12 protein-coding genes are annotated in these 15,959 nt (G+C 41.4%); 9 read left to right on the plus strand and 3 right to left on the minus strand.

What is annotated here, in order from left to right:
• Positions 1 to 75: 75 nt before the first annotated feature.
• Positions 76 to 2,955, minus strand: a complete 2,880-nt coding sequence (locus ACWIB3_RS00715) for a DEAD/DEAH box helicase (protein ID WP_454290647.1) — start codon at positions 2,953 to 2,955, stop codon at positions 76 to 78.
• Positions 2,956 to 3,031: 76 nt separating this feature from the next.
• Positions 3,032 to 3,820, minus strand: a complete 789-nt coding sequence (gene dapF, locus ACWIB3_RS00720; RefSeq protein WP_185211389.1) for a diaminopimelate epimerase — start codon at positions 3,818 to 3,820, stop codon at positions 3,032 to 3,034.
• Positions 3,821 to 4,012: 192 nt separating this feature from the next.
• Between dapF and ACWIB3_RS00725 the strand changes: the two genes are divergently transcribed.
• The 5 genes from ACWIB3_RS00725 (at position 4,013) to ACWIB3_RS00745 (ending at position 8,353) form a co-directional block, all read left to right on the plus strand.
• The gene (locus ACWIB3_RS00725) at positions 4,013 to 5,551 is read left to right on the plus strand and encodes a Do family serine endopeptidase (protein WP_185211388.1); all 1,539 of its coding nucleotides are present in this window, start codon (positions 4,013 to 4,015) and stop codon (positions 5,549 to 5,551) included.
• Positions 5,552 to 6,029: 478 nt separating this feature from the next.
• Positions 6,030 to 6,470 carry a low molecular weight protein-tyrosine-phosphatase gene (locus tag ACWIB3_RS00730; protein ID WP_454290648.1) on the plus strand — a complete coding sequence of 147 codons (441 nt, stop codon included), beginning with the start codon at positions 6,030 to 6,032 and terminating at the stop codon, positions 6,468 to 6,470.
• A gap of 4 nt (positions 6,471 to 6,474) precedes the next feature.
• Positions 6,475 to 6,822, plus strand: coding sequence for a hypothetical protein (locus tag ACWIB3_RS00735; RefSeq protein ID WP_093101611.1), 348 nt, complete (start codon positions 6,475 to 6,477; stop codon positions 6,820 to 6,822).
• Positions 6,823 to 6,825: 3 nt separating this feature from the next.
• Complete coding sequence (locus tag ACWIB3_RS00740; protein WP_454290649.1) at positions 6,826 to 7,587, plus strand: peptidylprolyl isomerase; 762 nt, start codon at positions 6,826 to 6,828, stop codon at positions 7,585 to 7,587.
• A 1-nt stretch (position 7,588) separates the two neighbouring features.
• Positions 7,589 to 8,353, plus strand: coding sequence for an exodeoxyribonuclease III (locus tag ACWIB3_RS00745; protein WP_254526584.1), 765 nt, complete (start codon positions 7,589 to 7,591; stop codon positions 8,351 to 8,353).
• A gap of 287 nt (positions 8,354 to 8,640) precedes the next feature.
• On the opposite strand, the gene ACWIB3_RS00750 is transcribed toward ACWIB3_RS00745, so the two are convergent.
• On the minus strand, positions 8,641 to 9,147 hold the full coding sequence (locus ACWIB3_RS00750; protein ID WP_454290650.1) for a hypothetical protein: 507 nt from the start codon (positions 9,145 to 9,147) through the stop codon (positions 8,641 to 8,643).
• A 539-nt stretch (positions 9,148 to 9,686) separates the two neighbouring features.
• On the opposite strand from ACWIB3_RS00750, the gene proB reads away from it, so the two are divergent.
• From proB to ACWIB3_RS00770, 4 genes are all read left to right on the plus strand, one after another.
• On the plus strand, positions 9,687 to 10,718 hold the full coding sequence (gene proB, locus ACWIB3_RS00755; RefSeq protein WP_454290651.1) for a glutamate 5-kinase: 1,032 nt from the start codon (positions 9,687 to 9,689) through the stop codon (positions 10,716 to 10,718).
• A gap of 11 nt (positions 10,719 to 10,729) precedes the next feature.
• On the plus strand, positions 10,730 to 11,980 hold the full coding sequence (locus tag ACWIB3_RS00760) for a glutamate-5-semialdehyde dehydrogenase (protein ID WP_454290652.1): 1,251 nt from the start codon (positions 10,730 to 10,732) through the stop codon (positions 11,978 to 11,980).
• Between the two features lie 2 nt (positions 11,981 to 11,982).
• Positions 11,983 to 12,366, plus strand: a complete 384-nt coding sequence (locus ACWIB3_RS00765; RefSeq protein WP_454290653.1) for a hypothetical protein — start codon at positions 11,983 to 11,985, stop codon at positions 12,364 to 12,366.
• 347 nt (positions 12,367 to 12,713) lie between these two features.
• Positions 12,714 to 15,956, plus strand: coding sequence for a SusC/RagA family TonB-linked outer membrane protein (locus ACWIB3_RS00770; RefSeq protein ID WP_254526580.1), 3,243 nt, complete (start codon positions 12,714 to 12,716; stop codon positions 15,954 to 15,956).
• Positions 15,957 to 15,959 lie beyond the last annotated feature (3 nt).

The raw sequence follows: 15,959 nt of genomic DNA on the forward strand, positions 1-15,959 counted from the left end.
GCAGGAATGTTAGAAATACCTGATTTTCAATAAAAATACTTGTAATGTCTGAATTGTAATATTTTCAGGGAAGAATTAACTAAAAAGTTCATTGATATCCTCTTTGCTTAGTGATTTCACGAAGCTCTCTTCTGTACTGATGAGTGAACTGGCCAGGGACTTCTTCATTCCCTGTAGGGCGAGGATTTTTTCTTCAATACTATCCTTGGCTATAAACTTATATATGAATACATTTTTGGTCTGTCCGATTCGGTGGCTACGGTCAATGGCTTGTTGTTCGACTGCAGGGTTCCACCAAGGGTCTAAGATGAACACATATTCCGCTTCCGTCAGGTTCAATCCGACACCGCCAGCTTTAATGGAAATCAAGAAGACTTGGGTTTCCTCATTTTCCTTAAATTCCTTTACGGCATTGTTCCTATCTGTCGTAGAACCGTCCAGATATGCATAACGGATTTTGTTCTTGTTAAAATAATCCCTGAAAATCTGAAGATGCCTTACAAATTGGGAAAATATCAAGACCTTGTTACCTTCATTTAAGATGGAATCCATGGTCTCAATCGCGGCATCAAATTTTCCAGAACCGTCCTTGTATTGGCTATCGATCATTAGCGGATGGTTTGCCAATTGCCTCAATTTGGTAAGCCCCTGTAACAAGGCAATCTGGGTCGCTTTCCCTGTGAAAGCACCGTCCAGCAGTGCATTTCTATATTCCGATTTTACCTTTTCGTAATATTCAGACTGCTCCTCGGTCATGCTGCAATAGAAAATCTGCTCTGATTTCGGTGGTAATTCCGTCGCAACTTGAGACTTGGTCCTTCGCAATACAAAAGGTTTTATGATAGCCTGTAGTCGTCTCGCTTTTTCCTCATCCTTTTTCTTTTCGATGGCCAGGACGAATTCCTTCTGGAAATAAGTGTAACTGCCCAAAAGGCCGGGGTTGACAAAGGACATCTGCGACCAGATATCAGCTACCGAATTCTCGATAGGGGTACCACTCAAGGCCAGTTTGTTCTTTCCTTTGATGTGTTTAATGGCCGAAAAAGACTTAGACCTTGGGTTCTTAATGTTCTGGCTCTCGTCCAGAATAATATAATTGAAGTAAAAGCCTGATAGCAGCTCTTCATCAATTCTCGCCACCCCATAGGTCGTGATCACCAAATCAAAATGACTGAAGGCAAAGTTGTTCTTGCTGCGGTAAGTTCCGGTATGTAACAATACCCGCAATTTAGGCGTAAACTTTTCAGCTTCCTTCTGCCAGTTGAATATCAAGGAGGTCGGTACGATCAACAGTGAAGTTTTAGGCTGGTCGGCGGCCAAGGTTTCTTTCTGCTGCTGCAATAGCGCCAAGGTCTGAACCGTCTTTCCTAGACCCATATCGTCTGCTAGAAGGCCGCCAAAGCGATATTCCTGCAAGAAGTGGAACCAGTTGTAGCCAGCCTTTTGATAAGGACGTAAAGAACCTTTAAATTCTTTCGGTGTCTCGATGTCTGCGATCTCATCAAATTCCCCAAGTTTGTTCAACTTGCGCTGCATACTGACTTGGGTATGTTCGGTGACATCATTTAACAGTCCAATATGGGTCCGATTTAATCGAATGCCCTCCTTTTGTGATGAAAACTGGAATAGGTGCTCATATTGGGAGAACCATTCCTGAGGAATAATGGCTATTTCACCATTTGGTAATTCAAATTCTTGGATCCTGTTCAATATATGCTGACGAAGATTGATGAAAGGTATTTCATATTCCCCGAACCGTACGATTGCGGATATGTCAAACCAATCGTTCTTCTCGGTGACTTCAATGCTGATGCTGGTCTTGCCGATCAGGAATTTCTTGTCATTATGGTTTTGGACGATATGGAAGCCAGCTTCGGTCAATTCCGAAAGGTGCTCATTGACCCACTCGATGCTGGAAATTCGATAGCCGTTGATCCCGGTAACTGGCAGGTAGGAACCAAATAGGGCGTCTGCACGCTCCAGGCCATAGTCTTCTAAGGTTTTGGCTTTCTTTTCCTCCCATTGTAGGGACCTTTTTATCCTGTAGAACTGATGGGAATCCTTTTCCTTGTCATAAACATAGCGGACCGTCACAGGATGCTGTGCGCCCGCAGGAAAACTGTATTCTCCATATTCAAAATACAGTTGCAGCTGCGCCTCTTGTTCTGGGCTATAGACAATCCTAAGTTGAGGGATCGCTTGTTCCCTGTAGTTGATGATCTCTAAACCTTCAGCATATACATGGTGCTTTTCAATCAGCGAGGTCACAAAGGTTTCGAAGTATTTTTTCTCCGTATTCCTTGGGATTGAAATAAAGCGTTTGTTTAAAAAGGGGGTCAATTTCTTGCCCTCAAGTTCTTCATCGAAATAATACAGGACATTCTCTAAGAGCAGCCAAGCCTGTTGGTTGACTATCACATCCGCATTCTTGTACATAAATTCCATGCGGAGCCCATCATATTTGAGGGTCGGAAAATAGCGTGTTTCCATTTCATTCCTTCTGAAATGGAAAAGGATACTGGTTGGTTTATCCGCTATTTTCAGTTCCAGCTCTGCAGGATATCCATCCTTGCTCATCAAGAACAGTGGCTTATCGCCAATGTTGTTCAGTATATGTAATAAACGGCTTTCGATCTTTGGACGTATATGCTCGTAGATTTTTTGGTCAAAGATCTTGGAGAAGTAATCAGCGGGACGGATTGCTTTTTTATGGAACCTTTTGATCAACTGTGTCTGTTCAATTTCATCACAAAGACGGATCAGTTCATAATCGACTTCATCTAAGGCATCCGAAAATTCATCTACGGTATTGCTGAAAACCCTTTTATAGGATAGGGAATAAGATCCATTTTGGTTGAGCTGTACAATATGGGGTTCTATTAGGTAGCCCAGGTAGGGGTGCTTCCCTAATGAGTAAACCAAACGATAAGAAGTTATTGTGTCGACCTGCTGCATCCTATACTTTCCGTAGAAAAAGCTACTAATATACGTGTATTAGGTCTTTTTCTCCAAAATTAAGGAGGTTAAATTATTATGAAATATCGATTTTTCCTTGAAATACTTGGATTGCAGGTCCCGAAAGATAAACTTTGCTGAATTGATGCCCTATTTTGTGGAAAGAAATGTGAAGCTGTCCACCCAATACTCGGATCGGAATCTGAAAATCACCATCTTTGCCGGACTTCAATGCCACACTCATTGCCGAAGCAACCGCCCCCGTTCCACAGGCATAGGTCTCATCCTCTACGCCCCGTTCAAAAGTCCGCACAAAATACCCGTTTTCTTCCGCTTGGATAAAGTTTACATTGATGCCTTTCTCGCCATAGGTACTGTTGTTCCGGATCGCATGGCCATCTTGGAAAACATTTTTATGTGCTAAATCTTCTACAAACTCAACATAATGAGGAGAGCCTGTGTTTAGGACAAATGCCTCTCCATCCATACTGTATTCATTCACGTCAATCATGCCAAGGTTTACAGTATTTTGCTGGATTTGAGCATCATGTCTTCCGTCGACTGCCAAAAAGACAGTATCGCGGGAAATGATTCCAAGATCCCTGGCAAAAGCAACTAAACAACGCCCTCCATTTCCACACATGGTCCCTTCTTTCCCATCTGCATTGAAGTAAAGCATTTGGAAATCATAATTATTTGTATCTTGAAGAAGCATCAATCCGTCTCCACCAACCCCAAACCTTCTGTCACAAAGCTCTTGGATCAATTGTTGGTTATTGGCATCAAACGAGCCCTTTCTGTTATCAATCAAGATAAAATCATTGCCTGCACCCTGGTATTTGTAGAATTGGATTTCTTTTGACATTTTGTTGAGTTTCTGCTGTAAATTTAATATTCTTGTTACAATAAACCGAACTTTTGTTAAATCTTGTTAAATGCTTGACATAGCAGGCTTCCGTTAACATTTTTTAACTGACAAAAGTCTTTAAGGCCTTCTGAATGGTATTACATTTGAATTAGGAAACATAAATTAAAAAAAGTTAGATTAATTATAGATATGAAAAAGATAGGTGCAACTTTATTAGCAGCCATCATAGGAGGAGCCATAGCCGTGGGTGGGTTTAAACTCTTCGAAAACAAACAGATGGACAACATGACGTTTGAAGAACGTCAAAAAGTATATTATGCAAACAACCCCGGCGAAGAGATTCTTTCTTCTACCGGAAATCCGGATTTTACCCAAGCTGCAGCGGCAGTCTCTCCGGGGGTCGTACATATTCAAGTAACAATGGCAAGCCGTGGTAACCGTGGTGGTGGCGGTTCACCTTTCGATATGTTCGAAGAGTTTTTTGGCGTCCCACAACAACGCGGTCAGGCTCGTCCTGCAACAGCGTCAGGTTCTGGGGTACTGATCTCTCCTGATGGATATATCGTAACCAATAACCACGTGGTGGAAGAGGCCGATAAAATCGAAGTGGTCTTGACCGATAAGCGCAAGTACGAAGCCAAAGTGATCGGTAGAGATCCGAACTTTGACCTTGCCTTGATTAAAGTAAATGCTACTGGCCTTCCGATGGTTAAATTAGGTAACTCAGATAACGTTCAGATAGGTGAGTGGGTGTTAGCTGTAGGTTATCCCCTAGGTTTACAGTCTACCGTTACTGCTGGTATCATCAGTGCAAAAGGCCGCCGTATCGGTATCTTGGACGAACCGACCCAAGGCCGTGGATATGGTGGAATGGGTCAACAAGAGCAAATGATCAGCAATGCTGTTGAATCATTCTTGCAAACAGATGCCGTTATCAACAGAGGTAACAGTGGTGGTGCATTGGTTAATGCCAGAGGCGAACTGATCGGTATCAACTCCGCTATCGCTTCTCCAACCGGTACTTATGCTGGGTATGGATTCGCTATCCCAATTAACCTTGCTAAAAAGATTGTCGATGACTTCAAGGAATTCGGAAGTGTTAAACGTGGTTATGTAGGTGTGACCTTTACAGAGATCAACGATCAGTTACGTGCTGAAAAAGGTATTGAAGATGTAAACGGACTATATGTACGTGATGTATTGAAAGGTGGAGCTGCAGAAGCTGCCGGCATTAAATCTGGTGATATCTTGACCAAGGTTGAAGGCCGTGTCATCTACGGAACTCCGGACCTACAGGAATATGTTGCTCGCTTACGTCCTGGTGATAAAGTGAAGATCACTTACAAACGTGACGGTAAAGAGAAAGATGTTTCATTGACCCTGAAAGGTGAGGAAAGCAAACCGAAAACTGAAGATGCTGAATCTAGTGCATCTGCAACAGAGATCTTCAATAAATTAGGTGCTAGTTTTGTTCCTGCAAGCAATGCGCGCAAACAAGAATTAAACATCAAATCAGGTGTAGTTGTATCACAAGTACACAGAGGTGGTGTTTTCGAATACTTCGGCGTTGAAAGAGGATTGGTGATTACTGAAGTTAATGGTAAACCTGTAAACAATGTTGATGATGTAGAGGCTGCTCTAGGTAGCACTCGCCGAAACATCGTCCGTATTACCGGCGTACCTGAAAGAGGTAGTACCGTTCAATTCAATGTTCCATTGAAATACTAGTAAAAATAATAAAAAGTAAAAGGGGCCACATGGGATTGTGGCCCCTTTTGCCTTTTAGACTAATAGATATAAGACACAAGACCGTAGAACCTGCCCTAACGAGGGATTTCATTTAGTTAAGGTTGTCAGGATTTTAGAGAGAGGAGCCGTACAGGTTCTTCACTAATTGTTCAGAATCAGAAGTAACTCAATAACATTGCCCTCTGAGGGTTGTATTGCCCAAATGTATCCCTTAAGCTGTCCAGTTGAGGCACGAAACATATCGGAATATTACGCACCTAAAGTCCAATTAGCGTCCTTAATATTGGCGTACAGGTACTCAATCAGAGATTGAGGATGGCAAGACCGAGTCTATCCACGAGTCATTCAGTTAGCCCGCCAGAAATTTCTTGTGTCTTGTGTCATATGTCTGTTTTTAGTGTCTAATATCTCATATCTCACATCTCAATACTAACTAGATAATGTTATATTTGAAACCATGAAAATACTAATGGTGTGTTTAGGGAATATTTGCAGGTCTCCATTGGCTCATGGCATTATGGAGCACATGGTTGCGGAGAGCGGGTTGTCTTGGCAGATAGATTCTGCGGGTACGGGAGATTGGCATGTTGGCCAGGCACCTGATCGTCGATCTATCAAAGTGGCTAAAGAAAGGGGTATTGATATCTCCAGTCAAAGGGCCCAACATTTTAATCCTTCCTTTTTTTCTAAATATGACCGTATTCTGGTGATGGACAAACAGAACTATGCAGACGTAGTGGGGATGGCCATATCTGAAGAAGATAGAGCTAAGGTTTCCCTGTTTCTGATCGATGATATTGTTCCAGATCCATACTATGATTCAAACATGTTCGTTCCAGTCTTTGAACTGATTGAATCTCGATGTAAAGAACTCATTCAAGACTGGTCAGAAAATTAAATTCATGCAAGCAGCAGAGATCAATAAGAAGTGGGCAGAATTGCAAGGAGCAATCGCCAAGAACTTCGATATGGACATTCCTGATATCAAGGTCATGCTTTTCCTGATTGGTGTTCAGGAATTGGGAAAAGGTCCGCAGGAGTTTTCAAAAAGAGAAAAAGAAGAGTTGATGCACATAGCGACCTGTAGACTTTTCAGTAGCTTAGGGTTTTATGAACTCGAAGGGCAGGATGAACAGGGCTGGCCACATTGGAAGCTCATTAAGCCGATTCCTAATTATACCCTTATGGAACAGGAAATGATTATCAAATCCTTGATAATTGATTATTTTGAAGATGTAAATTTCATTTAATATATGAGAAAAATTGTATTGTTGTTTGCCTTTGTGATGGGCTTGAGTTTTGTATATGCACAGACTCCAAAAAACTATTATGTTGAAGTAAAAACCGGTAAAGGCAACGGTATTATCAAACTCTATAACGAAACCCGTAAACACCGTGATAATTTTGTCAAATTGGTCAATGAAGGCTATTTCGACTCCTTATTGTTTCACCGTGTCATCCATAATTTCATGATCCAAGGTGGTGACCCTGATTCACGTTATGCAGGCAGCAGACAGCAACTGGGTAATGGTGGTCCTGATTACAAGGTCCCTGCTGAAATCCAAGCCGATATTATCCACAAGAAAGGGGCATTAGGTGCTGCACGTGATAATAATCCTGCCAAGGAGTCCTCGGCATCTCAGTTCTACCTGGTTCAAGGCCGCGTGTTCTCTGAAGCTGCACTTGACTCTTTGGAAAAATTTAGGTTGAAAGGCAAGAAATTGACCCCACTGCAAAGGGAAACCTACAAAACTATTGGTGGAACTCCTCATCTTGATGGTGAGTACACAGTGTTTGGTGAGTTGATCGAAGGAATTGCTGTTGTAGATAGCATTGCAGCGGTTAAGACCGATGACAACGACCGCCCCTATAATGATGAGCGTTTTACCATGAAATTATTGGATAGGAGACAGGCATTGGACCTTGAACGCAAGTTGCAAGGGCTTCCTCCTAAGAAAGGGTTCTTTACCAAGCTGTTTGATTCCATGAAATCCAAAACCTACAAACTTCCTTAAGATGAAGATCATTACCTATAATGTGAACGGTATCCGCGCCGCTTTGAAAAAAGGCTGGCTGGATTGGTTCAAGGCTGAAAGCCCAGACGTAATCTGTATTCAAGAAATTAAAGCAACTCCAGATCAGGTTCCTGAACTGGTTTTATTAGAGGAGATGGGCTATGAGCATTATTGGTACCCCGCTCAGAAAAAAGGCTATAGCGGTACTGCTATCTTCACCAGGATTACCCCTAACCATATTGAATATGGTTGTGGCCATGAGGATTATGATTTTGAAGGTAGGGTAATCCGTGCCGACTTTGATAAAGCCTCCGTGATGAGTGTGTATTTTCCTTCGGGAACGACAGGGGATGTCAGACAGGATTTCAAATACAAATTCTTGGATGATTTCCAATTGTACAGCAATGATCTTTTGAAAGAAAAACCGAAATTGGTGGTCTGTGGCGATTTTAATATCTGTCACCGTGCCATTGATATCCATAACCCTAAATCCAATGCCAATAGTTCGGGTTTCCTACCGGCAGAGCGTGAATGGATGGAGAACTTTATCAACTCGGGATATACCGATTCTTTTAGGCACCTCAACCCAGATCCGCATCATTACACTTGGTGGTCTTATCGTGCTGGAGCAAGAGGGAGAAACCTAGGTTGGCGTATCGATTACAATATGGTCTCCAATGATCTGAAGGACAGTATCAAGTCCTCTCGAATCCTTTCTCAAGCGGTTCATTCCGATCACTGCCCAGTGGAATTGATCTTGGACTAACTAGAGACGTTAAAAATATTTATATTGGATTGGCTAGAGAAAAACTCTGGCCATTTCTTTTTTTGTCATAAGTCTGTGCGATCTATATTTCGGTTTGACCTTATTCGAGACACATTCGGAACTTTCGCAAAATGTCCTGAGCTACTGTTCATTTTTCATCGGAGCATTGTCTTAGAAATTCGAAGATTATGCCGAATGGTTCCGCAACATGTCTCGAATATGTCTCGAATGAAACCCTGTTTTAGGGATGATTTTTTCACCCTTGATTTGGGGGTTTTTCATGTGCATTACCGGATCACTTCTATATTGAATCGGACATTGGCATGCTGCTTTGGAACGATGACTGCAAACAAAAAAGTGCCCATAGCGGTATAGTTCCCGTTCTTGACTTTTGCAGAGTGGACTATCCCATGGTTCGCACAGTCTCTGTTGACCTGCTGACTAATTAGTGTAGCAGGTATCCCTTGAACTAGTTTCTTGCCTATCAATAAACTTTGGGTCTTAAAGTCTATTTCAGAAAACATTTTTGAAACTTCTTTGCAAGGCTCATTGGCCTCAGAATCGGTAAAGGCAATTGCTTTCTCCAGTTCTGTCTTTGACTCAATGACGAGAAACCTATCTTCTAGTTTTTCATCAACTATACGGAATCTGCAAGTGGGATCAATGTTGATTGAAGTAAATTCAACCTCTTCCTCTTGGCAGTCCTCTGGAATGGATTCAGCACATCGAACCTGAATTAATGACATGAAAACAATGGCCAGGAAAAGGAATTTGGGGTACTTAGTGTTTCCCATGATAATTTAGATTAATGGTTTACTGTAATGAATCTTTATAGGGCTAAATCTTGTGTGGTTTTTCTGAAAGGGATGGGCTAGTAACTGAAAATAAAGTTAATGATTTTCTAAATTCAAACATAACTATTCATTATACAGGGAGAGCCCAATTTATTCTAGTCTTTCTCTATACCGAATCAGTAGATTTTAATCTGATTTTCCTTATATTTATTTTATGGGCAAGAAGTTCGCAATATTTATGTTTACCATTACCGCCATTCTATTGCTGTATTGCACTTATGAACTCTATTTGGCATTTGGTACAAATGAACTTTCCTGGAAGGATATTACCAGCCCTTTGTCATTGCTTATTTCAGCCGCATTATTCCTAAATAATGCCTTACGACCCACGAAGCAGGGCTAATCTTATCAGCTTTTTACAATCTCTATATCAAGGAAAACGATTGAAAAGCGCTTAATAATTCATATTTTTATATCTATTCTTTGTTATTGTTAGTTTTTCAACAATAAACTGCTTAATATTTTGATTATATCATAAAATGAAAAAACCTATACTGGTCATCAAGTTTGGTTCGGCGGCCATAACGACCGATGGAGAAATTGATGAAAGAATTGTCCTGGAGATCGCTCGTCAATGCGCGCAGTTACAGCCGAAATATAATATTGTCATCGTTTCATCGGGTGCTGTTGCTGCCGGAAAGAAGTTTATCCCTAAATACACGGGTACCCTTGCCCAGAAGAAAGCCGCTGCAGCCATTGGAAACCCCCTGTTGGTGCGCACATATGGCACCTACTTCAAGCCTTTTAAGATTGCATTGGCGCAAAGTCTATGCGAGCGACATCACTTTGCAAACAGGAGCCAGTTTTTACAGTTGAAGAGTACCTACGAAACGCTGTGGAAGAATAATGTAATCCCTATCGCCAATGAAAATGATGTAGTCAGCAATAAAGAGCTCAAGTTCTCTGATAATGATGAACTAGCGACCTTGATTGCTGTGGGTTTTGGTGCCGAGCAGATTTTGTTCAGTACTTCAGTACCGGGGGTCTTGGACGAGCATGGGAAGGTAATACCGGAGTTGAAGATCATTGACAAAGCGGCATTGGCTTTGGCTAAGGAGGAAAAATCTGCTATAGGATTAGGGGGAATGATCTCAAAATTGAATTTTGCAAGGTTGGCCAATCAAATGGGCATCAAAGCGGTTATTTTTTCGATGAAAACCGAGGATGGGATCTTGAAAGCAGTGGCTGGAGATACCGGGACGATATGCCAAGCTCAGGAGAAAAAGCTTTCCTCCCGAAACAAATGGTTGGCGAGTGGTAGTTTGATTACAGGCTTGGTACAGGTGGATAAGGGTGCTTTAGCAGCCTTGAACAAAAGAAAAAGTTTATTGGCTGTGGGTGTAAACAAAATTATCCAAGATTTTGAGGTCGGTGAGGTCTTCCAGATTGCTGATGAAGACCATGTGATCCATGCTGTGGCTAAATCGAAGATAGACTCGGTTTCGTTGCGGTCTAAGTCTGAGAAGAAGAATATTGAAATTGCGCATGCCGATGATATTGTGCTGCTATAAAGGAAATTAAAATGAAGAAAACGATATTAACCGAACTTGAAAATAGCAGTAAGGCCAAAAGAGCCATTGCACAATTGTCGATTGAAAAGAAGGCTGAAATACTGAATGCCATTGCGGCTGAAATATTGGATCGTTCCGAACAGATCATTGAAGAAAACAAAAAGGATCTGGACCGAATGGATCCATCTGATTCCAAATATGATCGGTTGAGGTTGACTGAAGCAAGAATCCAAGACCTTGCTGACAGTGTGCGGGCTGTTGCTAAATTGGATGATCCTACTGGGAAATTATTGAGCAGTAAAACGCTCGATAATGGGCTCTTGGTAGAAAAGAGATCGGTGGCTTTGGGTGTCGTAGGGGTTATCTATGAATCGAGGCCCAATGTGACCATTGATGTTGCGGTCCTTTGTATCCAATCGGGCAACGTTTGTCTGCTTAGGGGCGGATCGGATGCCTGGTACAGTAATTCCTATTTGGTTGGTTTGATCCAAAAGGTATTGAAAAGTTATGGGCAAGATCCGAATATTGTTCAACTGTTGCCAACTGATCGGGAACTTGTCGCTGAGCTATTGACGGCGGTCAAATATGTAGATATCATCATTCCTAGAGGATCCCAAGGCTTGATCGACTTTGTACGTGAAAACGCCAAGGTTCCCGTGATCGAAACGGGTGCAGGGGTATGCCATACCTATGTGGACAGGACCGCAGATCTGGAATTGGCAGCCAAGATTGTAGCGAATGCAAAGATTTCAAGACCATCGGTCTGTAATGCCTTGGACTGTGTTTTGCTGGACGAGGAGATCGTAGATGGGTTTGTAAAGAATTTAGTTCCCTTATTTGAGAAAGCTAAAGTGAAAGTATTGGCAGATGGTCAAAGCTATGCAAGCCTGAAGGAACAAGGCTATACGGAATTGGGTAAGGCGGAGGCAGATGATTTTGGCAGGGAGTTCTTGGGCTTGATCTGTTCCATGAAGGTAGTATCTGGTCTAGAGGAAGCCCTTGATCACATTGCAAAGTATTCATCCAAACATTCTGAGTGTATTGTTTCTGCTGATTCAAAAAATATCCTGAACTTTATGAATGCGGTAGATGCTGCAGCGGTATATTCCAATGCGTCCACCCGATTTACGGATGGGGGCGAATTTGGATTGGGAGCCGAAATAGGCATCTCCACGCAGAAATTACATGCCCGTGGGCCATTTGCTTTAGAAAAACTGGTTACCGAGAAGTGGTTCGTGACGGGAGAAGGACAAATAAGATAGTTATGGGAATTAGATTTGAGAAAGATACCATCCTAAATTGGATCAATGAGATGGGGAAGTACATGCGGTTGGTCGTTGATCGGTACACTGCATTTGACGAAACAGAAGAACCGATGGACCTGACTGAAGGGTACACGGATTTTTTTAAGAAAGATAGGGGTTTCTTTTTAGAAACAGATACTGCTGGGTTAGAGGAGTTTATTGTGGGTTTGGAGCCGGAGCAAATAAGGCCATTGGCTCAATTGCTGATGTATGATGGTTTGATGAATCGGGACCATGCCTTATTGAAGAAAGCCAAGTTTCTTTTCGAATGGAACATGAAGAAAACGGGCTCCTTTTCTTTTGAAGATTTTGATTATTTATCAAAGATTGACAATGTTTTATAAAAAATTCCTCTTTTATAAGAGTAATTTTTATTTAAATAGCAAATTTTATTGCAAAAATTTAAAAAGCTGATTGTGTAGATCGGAATTTTCCCGATTAACGGCGGAATTAGCCTGTTTATTGTATGCTCTGTTACAAAATAAATTTTTCAGTTAAAAAAATGAGTATTTATTTCTTTGATTCCTATTATTTTATCAATGAATAACAGTGCTTGGTTAAAAAAGTGATGAAAGTTATTGTTTCATGTTAATTTTTTGTTATATACTTGCCCAAATTATGGTAACTAATAGGACGCACTAACCTTCGTCCCTAATGAAAACAATTATTTAACAAAACTCAAACAATTATTATGAAACAAAAATTACTCAGCTTTTTTGTGCTGTTTATGCTGTCCATTGGATTGCTGAATGCGCAAAGTCGTCAGGTGAGTGGTAAGGTTACTGATGCTACAACAGGAACGCCCCTGTCTGGAGTTTCGGTAAAAGTTGTTGGATTATCCACAGCTACCCAAACTGATGAACAAGGAAATTACTCGATCATGGTAAATGAGAATGGTCGATTGACATTTTCTTTTATTGGATATGAGACCTTAACTCAATCCGCATCTGGCCGATCAACCTTGAATATTTCCTTAATTTCTACTTCTGATGCTTTGGATGAGGTTGTTGTTGTAGCCTATGGAACGGTGAAAAAATCTGACTTTACGGGTTCTGCGACACAGATTGGCACCAAAGAAATCGACAAAAGGCCGATTTCCAACGTGTTGACTGCCTTACAGGGGGCTGGTCCAGGTATCCAATCTAGCGCGCCATCTGGTGCTCCGGGTTCGTCACCAGGTATCCGTATTCGTGGTTTTGGATCGTATTCTGCAGGACAAGGCGCATTGGTTGTTGTAGATGGGGTTCCATTTGATGGGGGAATGACCAATATTAACCCTGCTGATGTGGAGTCCGTAACGGTATTGAAAGATGCTGCTACTATTGCGATGTACGGTTCACGTGGTGCAAACGGTGTAATCATGGTTACTACCAAACAAGGTAAATCTGGTCAGTCTGAGTTGAACGTGTCAGCGCAATACGGTTTCAATAAAAACGGGGTTCCGGCTTATGAAACTGTTGATGCAGGACAGTACTATGAATTGATGTGGCAGGCTTACACCAACAACCTGGCTTTTGGTTCGGCAAAAATCCCAATGGATGTTGCGAAACAATTAGGTTCTGGTCTATTGCCAAGAAATGCTAAAGGCTTACAGACTTACAATGGTAAAACATACCAAGATATTGTTCAATACCTAGGTAATTACAACGCTTTTGATGTACCTAACGATGCTTTAGTTGGCGTTGATGGTAAATTAAACCCGAACGCGAAGTTCCGTTATGAAGGATTTACTTCATGGGAGGACGAAGCTGCAAGAGCAGGAAAGCGTAATGAATATAACCTGAACTATTCAGGTGGTTTTAATTCTACTGACATCTATACCTCATTAAACTACTTAAAGGATAATGGATGGGGATTACGTTCGATGAATGAAAGATTCCAAGGTAGAGTTAACGTAAATACAAAAGTTACCGATTGGTTAAAGACAGGTGTGAACTTAAACGCTGCTTCTAGAAAAGCTGATTTTGCTTATGATGGTGGTGGTATCAACAACCCGTTCTATTTCTCTAGAGGAATTGCTCCAATTTATCCTGTATATGTACATGATCCAGAAACTGGAAAGATCGTTTATGATGAATTTGGTGTAAAACGTTACGACTATGGTAACTTGGTTTCAGAGTTTGGTCTATCTAGACCTTTCAATAGCGGTCGTCACGCGATTGCAGAAACCATGTACAATACGAGTAAATCAAACCGTGACTTTATTGGTGCGAGAGCATATATGGACGTAAATGTATTGCCTTGGTTGACATTTACGATGAACTTCAGTCCGGATTTAGAAAATAACCGTTCAGAAGGATATGAAAATACAATTGTAGGTGACGGTGCTCCAGCTGGACGCTACAACCAAAGTTGGTACAGACAATTGTCTTATACATTCAACCAATTATTAAGAGCTAATAACACATTTGGACTTCATAACTTGGAAACTGTATTGGGACATGAGTTCTACTCGTACAAGATCGAGGACCTAAGCGGTATGAGAACCGGACAAGGATTCCAGGGGGTAAATGTTATGGAGAACTTTACTGATATCAGTTCATTGACATCAGGTCTTCGTGAAAATTCCATTGAGAGTTATTTTGGACGTGTAAACTATAACTACAACAGCAGATACTACTTAAGTGCAATGTTGAGAGCTGACGGTAACTCTAGGTTCCCTGCAAACTTAAGATGGGAGAATTTCTGGTCAGTAGGTGCTGCATGGAGATTGGATCAAGAAGACTTCTTCAAGAATGATTACACAGATCTATTAAAACTTAGATTCTCTTATGGACAATTAGGTAACTCTGATTTGAGTTCTTATTATCCTTATCAGCCAGGATATGAAATTGGTTATAACAATGCTTCAACCCCTGGATCTATCTATGCTTCATTAGGTAGTGATCGTTTGACTTGGGAAACACAAAAGCCATTGGACGTGGGTGTAGATTTCAGTTTCTTGAACGGAAGACTATCAGGTTCCCTAGAATATTATTATAGAAATTCAGATGGTCTATTGTTCAGCGTGAATCAGCCATACCATAATGGTGGTACAACTGCGGGATCATATGCGATCAACCAAAACGTTGGAGCAATGACCAACAAAGGTATCGAGGCAAGTGTAACAGGAGGTTTGATCAGAAAGGAAAACTTCAACTGGAACCTAACTGTTAACGTAACTACTGTGAAGAATGAGATCACAGCGATGCCTAAGGAAACTCCAGAGTTGGTGAGTAGCCCATACAAGCGCGCAGTTGGAAGATCATTGTATGATTATTATACAAGAACTTATTATGGTGTAGATCCTGAAAATGGAAACGCATTGTACCTAGGACTTGCTGATGGTGTAACATACGATGCTTCAAACCCAGAGCATAAATTGATCGAGAATAACGGACGTGTAGACACCGTTACTTCAAACCATAACTCGGCTCGTCAGTCATGGTTAGATAAATCAGCAATTCCTCCAGTTTATGGTAGTGTTGTGAATGACTTTACTTACAAGAATTTTGACTTCAGATTTGTTTTGACCTATAGTGTTGGTGGATATTTCTACGATGGATACTATGCAGGTTTGATGAGTTCAGGACCTTCAAATGGTGCTAACTTGCATTCAGATCTATTTGGAGCATGGAAAAACCCTGGTGATGTAACTGATATCCCACGCATGGACGTTGGTAGAACTTCACAACATGGTGCTGCTTCATCAAGATGGTTGACTAAAGCATCTTACTTAAATATCAGTGCGATCAATGTGGGTTATAGAATTCCGGAATCATTCTCAGGCAGAATCGGTATTAAGAGAGCGCGTATCTATGCGAGTGCTGAAAACCTATACTTCTGGTCTGCGAAAAAAGGATTTAACCCTGTGGGTGGTCTGACTGGTCCAACTGGAAATAGCTCATACAACCACGCGAGAACATTTAACTTTGGTATTAACTTCGGACTTTAAGAC

It is taken from the genome of Sphingobacterium sp. NPDC055431, assembly GCF_053644255.1.

Excerpts from the sequence above, each read along its gene's own strand:
- ACWIB3_RS00765 (WP_454290653.1), top strand. The coding sequence starts at position 11,983 with ATGGGAATTAGATTTGAGAAAGATACCATCCTAAATTGGATCAATGAG.
- dapF (WP_185211389.1), bottom strand. The coding sequence starts at position 3,820 with ATGTCAAAAGAAATCCAATTCTACAAATACCAGGGTGCAGGCAATGAT.
- ACWIB3_RS00745 (WP_254526584.1), top strand. The coding sequence starts at position 7,589 with ATGAAGATCATTACCTATAATGTGAACGGTATCCGCGCCGCTTTGAAA.
- ACWIB3_RS00740 (WP_454290649.1), top strand. The coding sequence starts at position 6,826 with ATGAGAAAAATTGTATTGTTGTTTGCCTTTGTGATGGGCTTGAGTTTT.
- ACWIB3_RS00730 (WP_454290648.1), top strand. The coding sequence starts at position 6,030 with ATGAAAATACTAATGGTGTGTTTAGGGAATATTTGCAGGTCTCCATTG.
- ACWIB3_RS00760 (WP_454290652.1), top strand. The coding sequence starts at position 10,730 with ATGAAGAAAACGATATTAACCGAACTTGAAAATAGCAGTAAGGCCAAA.
- ACWIB3_RS00735 (WP_093101611.1), top strand. The coding sequence starts at position 6,475 with ATGCAAGCAGCAGAGATCAATAAGAAGTGGGCAGAATTGCAAGGAGCA.
- ACWIB3_RS00715 (WP_454290647.1), bottom strand. The coding sequence starts at position 2,955 with ATGCAGCAGGTCGACACAATAACTTCTTATCGTTTGGTTTACTCATTA.
- ACWIB3_RS00725 (WP_185211388.1), top strand. The coding sequence starts at position 4,013 with ATGAAAAAGATAGGTGCAACTTTATTAGCAGCCATCATAGGAGGAGCC.
- ACWIB3_RS00770 (WP_254526580.1), top strand. The coding sequence starts at position 12,714 with ATGAAACAAAAATTACTCAGCTTTTTTGTGCTGTTTATGCTGTCCATT.
- ACWIB3_RS00750 (WP_454290650.1), bottom strand. The coding sequence starts at position 9,147 with ATGGGAAACACTAAGTACCCCAAATTCCTTTTCCTGGCCATTGTTTTC.
- proB (WP_454290651.1), top strand. The coding sequence starts at position 9,687 with ATGAAAAAACCTATACTGGTCATCAAGTTTGGTTCGGCGGCCATAACG.